The sequence below is a fragment of the Arthrobacter sp. GmRoot5-12 genome (genome assembly GCF_059739365.1).
This window is the reverse complement of the sequence record NZ_AP046056.1, coordinates 1,327,077-1,340,948: the sequence shown is the minus strand read 5'-3', so window position 1 is coordinate 1,340,948 and position 13,872 is coordinate 1,327,077. Positions and strand designations below refer to the sequence as shown.

The 13,872-nt window shown below is 66.3% G+C and carries 15 protein-coding genes; 12 read left to right on the top strand and 3 right to left on the bottom strand.

The window, feature by feature from the left end; all coding sequences use genetic code 11:
• The first annotated feature begins 10 nt into the window (after window positions 1-10).
• The 8 genes from AC6JAM_RS05975 (at window position 11) to AC6JAM_RS05940 (ending at window position 8,073) form a co-directional block, all read left to right on the top strand.
• Window positions 11-727 (top strand): hypothetical protein, encoded by a 717-nt coding sequence (locus AC6JAM_RS05975; RefSeq protein ID WP_497934273.1) that lies wholly within the window; start codon window positions 11-13, stop codon window positions 725-727.
• The gene (locus AC6JAM_RS05970; RefSeq protein WP_134165177.1) at window positions 724-2,451 is read left to right on the top strand and encodes a choice-of-anchor G family protein; all 1,728 of its coding nucleotides are present in this window, start codon (window positions 724-726) and stop codon (window positions 2,449-2,451) included. The genes AC6JAM_RS05975 and AC6JAM_RS05970 overlap by 4 nt, the downstream gene beginning before the upstream one ends.
• Window positions 2,452-2,618: 167 nt before the next feature.
• Window positions 2,619-3,710 carry a M14 family zinc carboxypeptidase gene (locus tag AC6JAM_RS05965; protein ID WP_497934272.1) on the top strand — a complete coding sequence of 364 codons (1,092 nt, stop codon included), beginning with the start codon at window positions 2,619-2,621 and terminating at the stop codon, window positions 3,708-3,710.
• Window positions 3,711-3,948: 238 nt separating this feature from the next.
• Window positions 3,949-5,238: an adenylosuccinate synthase gene (locus AC6JAM_RS05960; RefSeq protein ID WP_026266160.1), complete on the top strand. Its 1,290-nt coding sequence runs from the start codon at window positions 3,949-3,951 to the stop codon at window positions 5,236-5,238.
• Window positions 5,239-5,425: 187 nt separating this feature from the next.
• Window positions 5,426-5,797 carry a YegP family protein gene (locus AC6JAM_RS05955; RefSeq protein WP_497934270.1) on the top strand — a complete coding sequence of 124 codons (372 nt, stop codon included), beginning with the start codon at window positions 5,426-5,428 and terminating at the stop codon, window positions 5,795-5,797.
• Window positions 5,798-6,093: 296 nt separating this feature from the next.
• Window positions 6,094-6,645 carry an RNA polymerase sigma factor gene (locus AC6JAM_RS05950; RefSeq protein ID WP_497934268.1) on the top strand — a complete coding sequence of 184 codons (552 nt, stop codon included), beginning with the start codon at window positions 6,094-6,096 and terminating at the stop codon, window positions 6,643-6,645.
• Complete coding sequence (locus AC6JAM_RS05945; RefSeq protein WP_497934267.1) at window positions 6,642-7,610, top strand: hypothetical protein; 969 nt, start codon at window positions 6,642-6,644, stop codon at window positions 7,608-7,610. Before AC6JAM_RS05950 ends, AC6JAM_RS05945 begins: the two co-directional genes overlap by 4 nt.
• Window positions 7,611-7,647: 37 nt before the next feature.
• Window positions 7,648-8,073: a CoA-binding protein gene (locus tag AC6JAM_RS05940; protein WP_018771841.1), complete on the top strand. Its 426-nt coding sequence runs from the start codon at window positions 7,648-7,650 to the stop codon at window positions 8,071-8,073.
• On the opposite strand, the gene AC6JAM_RS05935 is transcribed toward AC6JAM_RS05940, so the two are convergent.
• Complete coding sequence (locus AC6JAM_RS05935; RefSeq protein WP_497934266.1) at window positions 8,070-9,098, bottom strand: isopenicillin N synthase family dioxygenase; 1,029 nt, start codon at window positions 9,096-9,098, stop codon at window positions 8,070-8,072. The genes AC6JAM_RS05940 and AC6JAM_RS05935 overlap by 4 nt on opposite strands.
• A 45-nt stretch (window positions 9,099-9,143) precedes the next feature.
• Between AC6JAM_RS05935 and AC6JAM_RS05930 the strand changes: the two genes are divergently transcribed.
• The 4 genes from AC6JAM_RS05930 to AC6JAM_RS05915 are packed head-to-tail and all read left to right on the top strand — an operon-like array spanning window position 9,144 to window position 10,717.
• Complete coding sequence (locus AC6JAM_RS05930) at window positions 9,144-9,557, top strand: MmcQ/YjbR family DNA-binding protein (protein ID WP_268002548.1); 414 nt, start codon at window positions 9,144-9,146, stop codon at window positions 9,555-9,557.
• Window positions 9,550-10,092 carry a DUF1990 domain-containing protein gene (locus AC6JAM_RS05925; RefSeq protein WP_268002549.1) on the top strand — a complete coding sequence of 181 codons (543 nt, stop codon included), beginning with the start codon at window positions 9,550-9,552 and terminating at the stop codon, window positions 10,090-10,092. Before AC6JAM_RS05930 ends, AC6JAM_RS05925 begins: the two co-directional genes overlap by 8 nt.
• On the top strand, window positions 10,089-10,409 hold the full coding sequence (locus AC6JAM_RS05920) for a putative quinol monooxygenase (protein WP_018771845.1): 321 nt from the start codon (window positions 10,089-10,091) through the stop codon (window positions 10,407-10,409). The genes AC6JAM_RS05925 and AC6JAM_RS05920 overlap by 4 nt, the downstream gene beginning before the upstream one ends.
• A gap of 14 nt (window positions 10,410-10,423) precedes the next feature.
• On the top strand, window positions 10,424-10,717 hold the full coding sequence (locus tag AC6JAM_RS05915) for a DUF503 domain-containing protein (protein WP_018771846.1): 294 nt from the start codon (window positions 10,424-10,426) through the stop codon (window positions 10,715-10,717).
• A 74-nt stretch (window positions 10,718-10,791) separates the two neighbouring features.
• Here AC6JAM_RS05915 and purL read toward each other — a convergent pair whose 3' ends face one another.
• A complete protein-coding gene (purL, locus tag AC6JAM_RS05910; protein WP_268002550.1) occupies window positions 10,792-13,101 on the bottom strand; it encodes a phosphoribosylformylglycinamidine synthase subunit PurL in 2,310 nt (769 codons plus the stop codon).
• Complete coding sequence (purQ, locus tag AC6JAM_RS05905) at window positions 13,098-13,871, bottom strand: phosphoribosylformylglycinamidine synthase subunit PurQ (RefSeq protein ID WP_018771848.1); 774 nt, start codon at window positions 13,869-13,871, stop codon at window positions 13,098-13,100. Before purQ ends, purL begins: the two co-directional genes overlap by 4 nt.
• Window position 13,872: the final 1 nt, after the last annotated feature.

The window sequence follows — 13,872 nt, the reverse complement described above, 5'->3', positions numbered from 1 at the left end:
CGTAAATGACATGGCGGGAGCCAGCTTCAGGCGCGTCGCAAGAGCCGCGGGGGTTATCGCAGTTTTGCTGGCCACCGCTGCGCCCGGCGCAGCGGTGGCTGACGAACCATTGGTTCCGGTTCCGGAGACAGGAGCGGCAGGCTTCCTGTCCCTTTCTTCGTCGATGTATCCATTGGCCCTTCCTGCGCTTCAAGCAGGGGAGTCCTTCAGTTGGCAGATTGGCATTTCGGTGGACCAGCCCAGCGGTGAGTCGACGCTGCAGGTGACTGCGGACGGTGGGCTTGCCGGCACAGGGACCTACCTGGTTTCCGTGGACGAATGCGACGTCGCCTGGCAGGGAAGCAGCGGCCTGGGCGGGGATTTGCGCTGTCCCATCGGTTCCACGCCGCGCATAGCGCCGGTGACGCTGGCCGAACACCGTCAGGACGTGCTGGTTCCCTTGCGGGATCTGCGCGGCGGCCCCTCACCTTACCTCCGCTTCATCCTTTACCGGCCCGCGGGTTCGCAGGATCCACCGGACACGTCGCTGACCTTGGGCATTGGGGTCACCGCTGCAGGCATTGACGACGCCGTGACCCCGCCGGGGCAGCGGCCGCCAGCACCGCTGGCGAACACAGGGACGGCGGTGCTCCAGGGACTGCTCGCGGGCTGCGGCCTCCTGCTGCTGGGCGCGGCGGCCGTAGCTGCCGGCCGCCGAACCAGGGCCCGGACCGGGAGAACATCATGACATCTCCGCGCAGGAACCTCCTCCACCGCGCGGCCAGGAACCCGCGCACCTCCCTGGCGATAGCAGCGGCGGCTGCGGTATGCCTGGCGGCAACCACTACGGTCACCACGGCGGCGTGGGTGGACAACGAATGGGCCGCCGGCAGCGTAGGCGTCGGCTCTCCGGGGGACTGCGCCACCAACACGCTCTTCAGCGGCGAGGCATCGGCCACCCAGCTCACGGGGAGCGTGCTGGGCACAGACCTGAATTCCGTAGCCGGAGTTGAGGGTCTCACAGTCACCAACGTCGACGGTGCGGTGTCACCGCTGCCTCTCACGGCTACTCCGGTGACAGGCGTTCCGGACGCCTTCATCAGCAAGCTGCCTGTCACGGCCCTTGGCGCTAATCCGGTGACGGCGGGCCTGGGGCTGGGGCTCCCGGTTGGTGGCCTGGGCACCTATACGCAGTGGGCGCAGGCGCAGGACAGCGGACAAACCCGCGCTGCCGCCGGGCTCGTCACTGACCAGTCCGGGGCTGTGGACGTGGGCGGGACGGCCACCGGAGCCAACACTGCGCCGCAGGCTGCCACGATCTCGCTGGGCAACGTCGTGCCCGGGTCGCTTGCCGGCGTCACCCTCGACGTCGGGGCCGTGGCGTCCTCCGCATCGGTCCAAGCGTGCGACCTGATCAACGGCTGGCCTACGCTGGCTGCAACTCCCGCCGTTGCGCGGGAGTACGGTATCGCCAGCCTCAACCTAAGGACCAGCGTCCCTGCGATTGGGGCTCTCAGCAGGAGCGGAGAATCCCAGCTCGACGATGTGCCGAACCAGTTGACGGCTTTGGTTGCCCCCGGTGCCTTGACCACCGCAATCTCCAGCGGCCTGAACTCCTTGCTTGATCCTGTTCTGGGACTGCTGGACAGTTCGGCCTCCACAACGGCCACTTTGTCAGCTCCCAGCCTTGGCGCAGTGCGCGCCCTCATGGAAGAGACGCTGGTCGACAATGAGAATACGGTCGCTGTCGACCTCGCGGCCGGTACCGTCCGGATAGACATTGCAGCGCTCACCGATGGGACGCTGGGACTTAACCGTCAAGTGGCAAACCACACGGTCCTGGACAGCACCGTGACGGGGAAGGCCACTGCCAAAGTCACCCAGCTCCTGAACCAGTGGGAGATTCGAGTTGCGGATGCCTTGACTGCGGCCATACGTGAGGCCACAATCGAGTCCCGCTCTGTTGTGACTGTGGTGGGCACCCTGGGCGTGCCGGTGGCCGAGATTGTCGTTGCTACCGGCCCGTTGAAGCTGAATGACTTCCTGGCCGGTACGGCCCCTCCACCCCTCGTCACCTCCAAGCTGCTGGGGCTCGGAATCGGCGGAACCCTTCTGAACATCATCCTCAGCACTCTGACCAACGGTGCCAATGGCGTGATTCAGGACGCCCTTCGAGCGACGATCTTCACAGCAGGCCTGGTGCCGCAGGTGGGGGCGGGTATCGATGCGCTGGTCGTTGATGCGGGAACAGCCGTCGGCAACCTGCTGTCGTCGATCAGCTCCCTCGTCTCCGTCCACGTAAACGTCCAACCTGACAAACCCTGGGCCGGGGTAAAACCCGCTGACGTATCAGCCAAAGCAGGGGAATACAAAGTGTCGGCTGTAAGGATTGGCGTGATTAATGATCCGGAACCACTGAGTCTTTCGCTTGGCACTTCTTCCGCTGGGCCGGTAAATTACCGGCCTTCGTGATTTTGCTGTCCGCGCGGGAACTTTTTCGGCATTTCAATCGTTACTGGCATTGTTTTGAAGTGCTTCCGATATTAAATACGACTGTCAAATTAATTGACAGAATTTCGCATTATTGCTTGGATTTTGTCACAGTCCGCGATGGGGGACATGGCGGCTGGACCCACTCAATGCACTCGAAAGAGGTACCGCACGTGAAAATATCCCTGTCTTCTTTCAAGGCCCTCGCCGCCGCAGGCGCCCTGTCGCTCGCTGTCGTCGCAGCAGGTCCGGCGCCCCTGGCCGGCGCCGTAGGCGAAGGGCCTTCCTACGACGGCAACGGCCAGATCACCACGTCGAAGCTGGCCACCTACGACCAGATGGTCTCGTTCCTGAAGGACCAGGATGCGCGCCAGCCCGCCATGGAGCTGGAGGTCATCGGCCAGACCGTCAAAGGCCGCGACATCCACCTGGTCAAGTACACATCGGACCCGGCCAAGCCCACCATCCTGTATTTGACCCAGCAGCACGGCAATGAACAGCTCACCACCGAGGGTGCCTTCGAGTTCGTCAAGCACCTGGGCACGGGCAAGTCGGCAGGCATCCTGGACGGCGTGAACATCCTCATCGTGCCCATGCTCAACGCGGACGGTGCCATGGGGGATGTCAACTTCTCCCTGGACGACTACCTTGCCAAGGGGGACCGCCACCTCACCCGCTACAACGCGGAGGGCGTGGACCTGAACCGGGACCATGTGGCCAAGGTCCAGCCGGAGACCCAGGCGCTGCACAACAACGTGATGCGCAAGTACCGCATTGACTACATGATCGACCTGCACCACCAGGGCACCCGCGCCGAGCGCGACGGCAAGCTGGTTTCCGGCTCCATCCTGTACCCCACCACCCCGAACGCCGACCCCTCCGTCGTCGAGAAATCAAAGCGGCTCGGCGCCGTTGTCTTCAACAACGTTGACTCCACCGGCTGGGGCCACCTGGGCAGGTACCAGGGCGGCAGCGCCGAGACCATCAGCCGCAACGGCATCTCCGTGGAATACGGCATTGCCACCCTGCTTTTCGAGATGCGCGGCATGTCCGACCACTACCTGGATGGTTACGCGCTGGGGCAGCGGAGCAATGGTTACCTGATCAAGCAGACGGTCACCACGCTGGCCTCCACCGCCGCGGCCATCGCGGATGGATCCATTGCCGACGCCGACACCTCCTTCTGGGACACGCTCGCCGAGCAGACGTCCCGGCCCTCGGGGGAGGCCGAGGACGAGTAGGAGGCCCGGCGCCCGCCGCGGCCCATATTTGCGAAAGGGCCGCGGCGGGCCACAACAGTGGACAAAGTGCCCCATCGGCTAAACTTGGGTGGTAAGAGCCCCGGAACTCTTGCTTCGCCGTGCCGTGCTGCGGCTGTGCGAAGGCCGGTATGTTCGGGGCATTCTCATGAACGGCGCTGCATGGGCCCGCCACCAGATGGCTGGACCCGGGCAGCCCGAACGAATGGGGGAGGATCCCATGCCAGCAATTGTGATCGTAGGAGCCCAGTGGGGCGACGAAGGAAAAGGCAAGGCCACCGACCTTTTGGGCGGCCGTGTTGACTACGTCGTCAAGCCCAATGGCGGCAACAATGCCGGGCACACCGTCGTCGTAGGCGGTGAAAAGTACGAACTCAAGCTGCTGCCGGCAGGCATTCTCAGCCCCAACGCTGTTCCCATCATCGGCAACGGCTGCGTGGTGAACCTCGAAGCCCTCTTCCAGGAAATCGATGGGCTCCAGGCCCGCGGTGCGGACACCTCGAAGCTGCGGGTTTCCGCCAACGCCCACCTGGTGGCCCCGTACCACCAGGTCCTGGACAAAGTGACCGAACGCTTCCTGGGCAGCCGCGCCATCGGCACCACCGGCCGCGGCATCGGCCCCGCCTACATGGACAAGGTGGCCCGGCTGGGCATCCGCGTCCAGGACGTCTTTGACGAATCCATCCTCCGCCAGAAGGTGGAAGGCTCGCTGCGCCAGAAGAACGAACTCCTGGTCAAGGTCTACAACCGCCGCAGCGTTGTGGTGGACGAGATCGTGGACTACTTCCTGTCCTTCGCCGAGCGGCTCCGTCCGCTGGTCATCGACAGCACCCTGGTCCTGAACACCGCGCTGGACGAGGGCAAGGTGGTCCTGATGGAAGGCGGCCAGGCTACGTTCCTGGACGTGGACCACGGCACCTACCCGTTCGTGACCTCCTCCAACCCCACCGCCGGCGGCGCGTCGGTTGGCTCCGGCATCGGGCCCACCCGCATCTCGCGCTCCATCGGCATCATCAAGGCCTACACCACCCGCGTTGGCGCCGGCCCGTTCCCCACGGAACTCTTCGACGAGATGGGCATGTACCTGCAGAAGACCGGCGGCGAATTCGGCGTCAACACCGGACGCCCGCGCCGCTGCGGCTGGTACGACGCCGTCCTGGCCCGGCATGCCTCCCGCGTCAACGGCTTCACGGACTACTTCGTCACCAAGCTGGACGTGCTCACCGGCATCGAACAGATTCCCGTGTGCGTGGCCTACGACGTGGACGGCGTCCGGCACGATGAAATGCCCATGACGCAGACCGAGTTCCACCACGCCAAGCCCATCTTCGAGTACTTCGACGGCTGGACCGAGGACATCACCGGGGCACGCACCCTGGCGGACCTGCCGGAGAACGCCCGGAATTACGTGCTGGCCCTTGAGAAGCTCTCCGGAACCCGGTTCTCCGCCATCGGCGTGGGCCCGGACCGGGACCAGACCATCGTGGTGAACGACCTCATCAACGATTGACACCCCCAGGGCAGCATGACGACGGCGGCAGGCCACCTTTGCGGGTGGCCTGCCGCTTGTGCGTCCCGGGACGTTCGGCCCCGGGTGGAAAAGCAATTTACACAGGCTTAACGCGCACGGTCTTGTGAGGCTGCACGCGTACCGGCAAGACTCGGTAGTACCCCCTGGTGCCCAAGGAAGGATCGTCATGGCCGGAAAATTTGAAGCATTCATTGACGCTGATTCGTTGTTCCGGTTCCGGCTCCTGGCCCCGGATGGCGCAGTGGTGGCTGTCTCCGGGCCGTACCATGACAAGCAGGCCCTGGCGGCAGGGATCGCTGCCGTGCGTGAGTGCGCCGGCACCGGCCTGGTCACCGACCTCTGTCCCGCCGGGGCCGTATCCCGTCCCGCAACCGTGCCCGTAGCGGCAGCCGCCGCCGTTCCCGCGGAGCTGCCCTCCGCCGTCGTACCTGTCTGTAGCGACGAGCGCCTGCCCGCCAGGCTGCACTTTTTCGCGCTGGCCAAGGCATCGCGCAGGCAGGCGACGCCGCCCCGGTGGACCAGGGCAGCTGCCCGCTGACAGCCGCGGAACGGCTGCCAAAGAAAAGTTTTTGAAATCGCGTAACCCTTTGGGGGTGCGCAGCGATTACCCCTATGAAGTGCCGGTCTGGAACCTGTCCCCCATCACGTTCCAGACCGGCTCTTTTGTTTTCCGCCCAGCCGGCTTCAGGTGCCGGGAGCCCGCAACGGCCCGCTTACCCGGCGCCGTGGCGCTTCCGGCAGCGGTTGTTACTGAAGGGTAAAGTAGGGGCAGCGTTCCGGATGTACTGAGCGTTCACCTTGCCAACTCCCTCTTTGACGGAAAGCACTACGTCAGTGACCGATGCACAGACAGACGAGGCTCCGGACCAGCCAACTCCCGGGACCGCTGCCTTCAGCCTCGTCTACAAGACGTACGCGTCGCAGGTGCTGGGCTATCTCACCGCCCGGGGAGTCGAGGATCCGGAGGCCGCCATGCAGGAAGTGTTTCTTTCCGTCCTGCCCAGGCTCGACAGTGTCCGCGGAGGGGATGCGGGGCTGCGTACCTTCATTTTCTCCGTTGCCCATGCCCGGATGGTGGACGACCACCGCCGCCAAAGCCGAAGCCCGCTCAAACTGCCGTTCGAGCCAGAGCTTGACCAGCGCCAGGACAGCTCAGCGGAAAAGCTGGCGCTGGAGCGCATCTCACCCCGGGAAGTCCTCGGGCTGCTGGACGGGCTGCCGCAGGACCAGCGGGACGTGCTGTTGCTTCGCCTGGTGGGTGGCCTGACAGTGGAACAGACCGCGGAAACCATCGATAAGAGCGCCGGTGCCGTGAAACAGCTCCAGCGGCGCGCGCTGCTGAAACTTCGGGAACTTGCGGCAGTGAAGGAGTATTTCACGCCATGACGTCCGCTTCGGATAACCTCATCGCCCTTGTCGACGACATGCTCCAGGACGCCGGTGCAGCCCAGGATGCGGAACTCCGTGACACCCTGGTCGCACTGGGCGCCCTGGCCTCACTGCCCGTACCCGCGCCCACCGGCGAGCTTGCCGCGATGCTGGCAGCGGGAGGTCCGGCAGAAGACGCCACTTCCGGGAATCTCGAGGGTGAGCAGCGGGTTGAGCAGCCGGGTACCCACCGGGGTGCGCGGCCGGACGATGAACTGGCGCGCCGCCGCCGCCGTCGGCACCGCCCCACCGCGCTGGGCCTGGTCCTCGTGGCGGGAATGGGGCTGGGCGTTGGCGGAGTAGCCGCCAGCTCCACCGCTCCCGGAGGCAGCCCCATTGAGCACGTGCTGACGGAATGGATGCCGTGGAACCATACGACCGACGCCGCGTCGGCCGCCTCCTCCACCGACGGCGGGCCAGACGTGGCCGCGGAAGGGGAAGTCACCCAGTCCGGCGCAGCTGCCGCACCGGCTGGGGCTGCGGACGCGTCACACCGTGCGTCCCGTTTCCTGCGCGATCCTGCCGGCCTGTTCGGCGGCACCCGCACGCCGGCGTGTGCCGGCCCCGCCAAGCACGACGCCGGCACAGGTCCAGGGAACTGCGGGGCCGAACCCGGGGCTGCTGCAGTGGGTGGAGCCGTCGGCGGCATGGATGGCCGCGGACGGGCTGTGCCGGCGGGAACCCCGGCGGATCCGGCTGCGGCCGGACCGGGCAAGGCCGGGGCGCCGGCACCGGCTACTGTGGCAGGCGGCGTGGACCCGGCCGGGACGGCGCAGAAGGCGGCCGGTTCCGCTGCCACCACCGGCCGGGTGCCGGGCCAAGGCCAGCCACAAAACCCAGGGACGCAGGAACCAGGGACACAGGGCGCAGAGGGTTCAGAGTCGCAGGGCACAGGCCCCAAGGCCGCCACCCCGCTGAAGTAGCTGAAGCATGACAGGACGGGCAGCGTAGGCTGATCCCATGGGCCACACGAACGATCCCGCAGTCATCGAACGCCTTCTGCGAACCAAGGGCCGGTGGGCCATCGTCGGACTCACCACCAATGAGTGGCGCTCCGCCTACGACGTCTCGCTGATGATCCGCGACCGGCTCGGCATGGAGATCATCCCCGTCAACCTGAACGGCGACACTGTCCACGGCGAACCCGGCTATCGCACCCTCGGCGACATCCCGGCGGATAAGCAGCCCATCGACGTCGTGGACTGCTTTGTGAACTCGCAGAAGGTGGGCAGCGTGGTGGACCAGGCCATTGCCGCCGGGGCGAAAGCCGTGTGGCTGCAGCTGGGGGTCATCGACGAGGCAGCGGCGGAACGTGCCAAGGCGGCGGGGCTGGACGTGGTGATGAATCTGTGTCCGGCGCAGCTTGCCTGGAAGTACAACCTTTAGCGCTTCATCAACTCCGGATAGTGCCGTTCGGTCACGTCCGGGTGTGCCCGCATCCGGCCCTTGAGCATGTTGAGGCCGAACGATGCCAGGAGCGGGTTGTCCGGATTGTCCGTGATACCCCGGGCAGCCGCCTTTAGCTCGGGTGCCAGGGGGACGGGCTCGATGACCGCGTCGAGCCGCGGCGACCAGAAGAACGGCACCGAGTACCGGTCGACGCCCGGTGGCGGTGCCTGGACGCGGTGGATGGTCGCCGCCAGGTATCCCTCCGTGGCTACTTCGAGCATCTCGCCAAGGTTCACCACCAGTGCCCCCGGCAGGGGCTCCACAGGCAGCCACTGGGTGGTTCCGGGCGGCAGCACTTCCAGACCGCCCACGTTGTCCTGCAGCAGGAGGGTTACGAAGCCGTAGTCCGCGTGCGAGCCAACGCCCTGGTCCCCGGCCGCTTCCACCACGCCGCCCACGTAGTGGACCAGCTTGCCCATCCATGCCGGTGAATCCCGGAAGGGCCCGTCGAAGTAGTCCTCCGGCAGCTGGAGCGAAACGGCGATCGCCCTCAACAGTTCCATGCCCACGCCGGACATCAGCTCCGCCCACTCCATGGCAGCAGGCTTCAGCTCGGGGAATGTTTCATCGGGCCAGAGATTGGGACCCTGCAGCAGCCAGTAAGGCTGGCTGTCCGGGTAGTCCCGCACCGGCTCGCGCTCCGGTGAATAGTCGATCTGCTCCCGAGCGTCGGCCCGGCCCTGGGTCACCTCGGTGCCCATGCGCGTGTAACCACGGAAGTGGGGGGAGAGGCGGTTGTCCAGCTTCATCCGCTCCTCAAGGGGCAGGTCGAAGAAGCGCTGAATAGTGTCCAGGAGCTCTTCGGCCTGTCCCGGGCGGCCACCATAACCGGTGACCTGGAAGAACCCGATGTCGTGGGTGGCGTGCCGCAGCTGGTCGATGAACTCCGGGCTGAATGTGCCGTCGGCCCGCCGGGCGGCACGCAGGTCCAGAACAGGTATGGCTCCCTGGTCGCGTGACATGTTCGCAGACTAGCACCACGCAGGTCTGCTTTATAGGCTTCCCTTATGGACCCAAGTGCGCTGCGGAAGATCTGCCTTTCGTTTCCCGGAGCCTATGAGGATTATCCGTTCGGACCGGAGACTTCGGTCTTCAAGGTCCGTGCCGGGACTGCCGGGGGAGCGCGGCACGAGGCTAAACTGTTTGCCCTGTCGTCCATGGACGAACGCGATTTCTACGTGAACTTGAAGTGCGAGCCGGCCCTGGCCGTGCAGCTGCGCGCGGTACACCCGGCAATCACCGGGGCGTGGCACATGAACAAGACCCACTGGAATGGTGTGCGCATCGACGGGTCGCTGCCGGACGGGATGATCCGGGACATGGTGGAGGACTCCTACGACCTTGTGGTGTCAGGCTTGAGCCGGAAGCAGCAGGAGCAACTGGGGTGGGCACGCCTCGAAAGGGCAGGCGGCGATGATTGACGCGGGAAGACTTGGCTATCCGGGAATTGGCGGCACGGAGCACGGCGTCGCGCCAGTGGGGTACGACCGCGTCCTTGAGGAAGCCCGCCTGGGTACCGGCCTTGGCGTCTACCGGCGCGTGGCGGACGGCATCCTGGGCTGGGAACTGCAGCGGAGGGCTGGCCTCACGGTGCGGGCAGACTCGCCAAGGGCGGTGCCCGGGGCACACGTGGTGAGCGGTTTCGGCGTCGGGCCCTTCCGCCTGCCCGCGCCCTGCCAGGTGGTGTGGGCGCGGGAGCCGGCACCGGACGGTGTTCCCCAATCCGCCGGGTTTGGCTACGGGACGCTGCCCGGCCACCCCGCCCGTGGCGAGGAATCCTTCGAGGTGGAGATCAACAGCCACGGAGAGGTGTGGCTGCGGATCCGTGCTTTCAGCAGGCCTGCCAACTGGTTCTACGCCGCCGGCGGCCTGGTCACCCGCGCGGCACAGCGCTACGTTACTTCCCGGTACATTGAAGGGGCACGCACCCTCGCCGCGGAAGGAACATCCCAGTGATCTTTATCGTCGTCAAGTTCAAGGTCAAGCCCGACTGGTCCGGGCGCTGGCTCGATCTGGTGGCAGACTTCACCCGGGCTACCCGGGAGGAGCCGGGCAACCTGTGGTTCGACTGGTCCCGAAGTGTGGACGATCCCAACGAGTTCGTCCTGGTGGAAGCGTTCAAGGACGACGCCGCGGGAGACCATGTCAACAGCGGGCACTTCAAGAAGGCCATGGCCGACATGCCCCAGGCACTCGCCGAAACACCCAGGATCATCAGCCGCCAGCTGGACGGCGAAGGCTGGGACCTGATGGGTGAGCTCACCATCGAGTAAAGACAGGGGCGGCCATGTGGATCGGCTGGATCGAGTTCGACATCCTCCTTGGGGACGTGCAGAGCCTGAAGGAAAAGCGCTCCGTCGTCAGGCCGCTCCTTGCCGAGCTCAAACGCCGCTTCGAGGTGTCAGTCGCCGAAGTCGGGGACCATGCCCAGTACCGGCGCTCGCAGGTCGGCGTTGGCCTGGTGGCAGCTGACCGGGCCCATCTCGTGGAGGTGCTGGCCGCCGTCGAACGTTTTGTGGCAGCCCGGCCGGAGTTCGAGCTGCTCAGTGCACGGCAGCGGGAGCTGCACAGCGAGGACTGAACCGGTCCTTAAATGCGGACGGACACCCAAAGCCCTCTCTATGGGCTTGAGTGTCCGTCCGCGTTCTGTGGGGCCTAGCCGAAGTACTTCGGCAGGGTCCCTTCGTGGGCTTCGCGGAGCGCGTCCAGGGACAGGCCCTCCACGCCGTTGATCTCCAGCTTGCCGCTGGCCGCGTCCACCACGCCGATGCGGGTGTGGGTGAAGCCGCGGGCGGTGCACATGTCCGTGAAGCGGACTTCCTCGGAGCGGGGGACGCCCACAACGGCACGGCCCTGGGACTCGGAGAACAGGGCCGTGAACAGGTCCACGCCGTCCCGGTCCATGACGTCCTGCAGCGCGATCCGGGCACCCACGCCGTAGCGCAGCGAGGACTCCACCAGGGCAGCCGCGAGGCCGCCTTCGGAGAGGTCGTGGGCGGAGTCGATCATGCCGTCGCGGGACGCGTTGATCAGGATCTCGCCCAGCGCGCGCTCGGCCTCGAGGTCCACCTTCGGCGGCTGTCCGCCCAGGTGTCCGCGCATGTTGGCCCATTCGGAACCGTCCAGCTCGGCGCCCGTGGTGCCCAGCAGGTAGATCGCCTGGCCATCCTCACGCCAGCCCGACGGCGTGCGGCGCGCAACGTCGTCGAGCTTGCCCAGGACTGCCACCACCGGGGAAGGGTGGATGGGCGTGGTGCCGGTCTGGTTGTAGAGCGAGACGTTGCCGCCGGTGACAGGGATGCCCAGCACCATGCAGGCGTCGGACAGGCCGCGGATGGCTTCGGCGAGCTGCCACATGACGTCCGGGTCCTCGGGGGAGCCGAAGTTCAGGCAGTCGCTGACGGCCATGGGGATGGCGCCTGCGGTGGCTACGTTGCGGTAGGCCTCGGCCAGTGCCAGCTGCGCGCCGTGGTACGGGTCCAGGTAGGTGTAGCGGCCGTTGGCGTCGGTGGCCAGGGCAACGCCCAGGCCGGTTTCCTCGTCCACGCGCACCACGCCGGCGTCGTCGGGGAACGCCATGGAGGTGTTGCCGCCCACGTAGCGGTCGTACTGGTTGGTGATCCAGGACTTGGAGCACATGTTCGGTGACGCCACCAGTTCGGTGACGGCCTTTGCCAGCTCAGCGGGGGCGGCCGGGCGGCCGGCGTCCTGCACGGAACCGGTGAAGGTGTCCGCCTGCACGGCATCCTGCCACTCGGGGCGGGCGAACGGGCGGTCGTAGACCGGGCCGTCGTGCGCCACGGTGCGGGGATCGACGTCGACAATCACCTCGCCTTCCCAGGTGATGATCAGGCGGCCGGTATCGGTCACCTCGCCCAGCCAGGAGTACTCCACGGCCCATTTGTCCATCACGGCCTCGAACGCTTCCACGTTCTCCGGGGTGACAACGGCCATCATGCGTTCCTGGGACTCGGACATCAGGATCTCGCCCGGGGTCAGCGTGGGGTCGCGCAGCAGGACGGAGGTCAGCTCAACCTGCATGCCGCCGTCGCCGTTGGAGGCCAGCTCGGACGTGGCGCAGGAGATGCCTGCGGCGCCAAGGTCCTGGATGCCTTCCACCAGCGAGCCCTTGAAGAGCTCCAGGCAGCACTCGATGAGGACCTTCTCGGCGAACGGGTCGCCCACCTGGACGGCGGGGCGCTTGGAGGGCTTGGTGTCGTCGAAGGACTCGGAGGCCAGCACCGAGGCGCCGCCGATGCCGTCGCCGCCGGTGCGGGCACCGAACAGGACCACCTTGTTGCCCTTGCCGGAGGCGTTGGCCAGGCGGATGTCCTCGTGCCGCATGACGCCGACTGCCAGGGCGTTGACCAGCGGGTTGCCCTGGTACACGGAGTCGAACACCATTTCGCCGCCGATGTTCGGCAGGCCGAGGGAGTTGCCGTACCCGCCGATGCCCGCAACGGCACCGTGCATGACGCGGGCGGTGTCCGGGTGGTCGATGGCGCCGAAGCGCAGCGGGTCCATGACGGCCACGGGGCGGGCGCCCATGGAGATGATGTCGCGGACAATGCCGCCGATGCCGGTGGCCGCGCCCTGGTAGGGCTCAACAAACGACGGCGAGTTGTGCGATTCAATCTTGAAGGTCACGGCCCAGCCGTCCCCCAGGTTGGTCACGCCGGCGTTTTCGCCGATGCCCACCAGCATGTCCTTCTTCATTTCCTCGGTGACCTTCTGGCCGAACTGGCGCAGGTGGTTCTTGGAGGACTTGTAGGAGCAGTGCTCGCTCCACATGACGGAGTACATGGCCAGTTCCGCGCCGGTGGGGCGGCGGCCCAGGACCTTGACGATCTCGTCGAACTCGTTCTGCTTAAGGCCGAGTTCGGCCCAGGGCAGTTCCGTGTCCGGAGTCTTCGCGGCGTGCTCGACGGTGTCGATATTGAACTTCTTGGTGGTTTCCGTGGTCACTTGTCGCCTCCCACAATCTTGTTCAGGACGGAGGTGAAGAAGCCCAGGCCGTCGGTGTCGGAACCGCCGATGCCGTCCAGCGATTCGGGCCCGAAGCCCGGCTCCACGGCGTGTTCGGGGTGCGGCATGAGGCCCACCACGTTGCCGGCGGCATTGGAGATGCCGGCGATGTCGCGGCGGGAGCCGTTCGGGTTGAAGCCCACATAGCGGAAGACAACGCGGCCCTCAGCCTCAAGGGCGTCCAGGGTCTTCTCGTCCGCGATGTACTGGCCATCCTGGTTCTTCAGCGGGATGGTGATCTCCTGGCCCGCCTGGTAGTCCAGGGTCCACGCAGTGTTGCTGTTCTCGACACGCAGCACCTGGTCGCGGCAGAGGAACTTCAGGTGGTCGTTCTTGATCATCGATCCGGGCAGCAGGTGCGACTCGGTGAGGATCTGGAAGCCGTTGCAGATGCCGAGGACCGGCAGCTTGGCATCGGAGTTGGCGGCGTCGATGATTTTGGACATCAACGGCGCGAAGCGGGCAATGGCGCCGGCGCGGAGGTAGTCGCCGTAAGAGAAGCCGCCGGGGATGACCACGGCATCCACGTCGCCGAGCTGGCTGTCGCCATGCCAAAGTTCGACGGCGGTGCCGCCCGCAAGGCGCACGGCGCGGGCGGCGTCGCGGTCATCAAGGGTGCCGGGGAAGGTAACGACGCCGATGCGGGCGCCGGCGAGGCGCGGCTCCGCCGCGACTGCGACGGCTTCGCCGATCAGGGGGAGTTCAGTCATG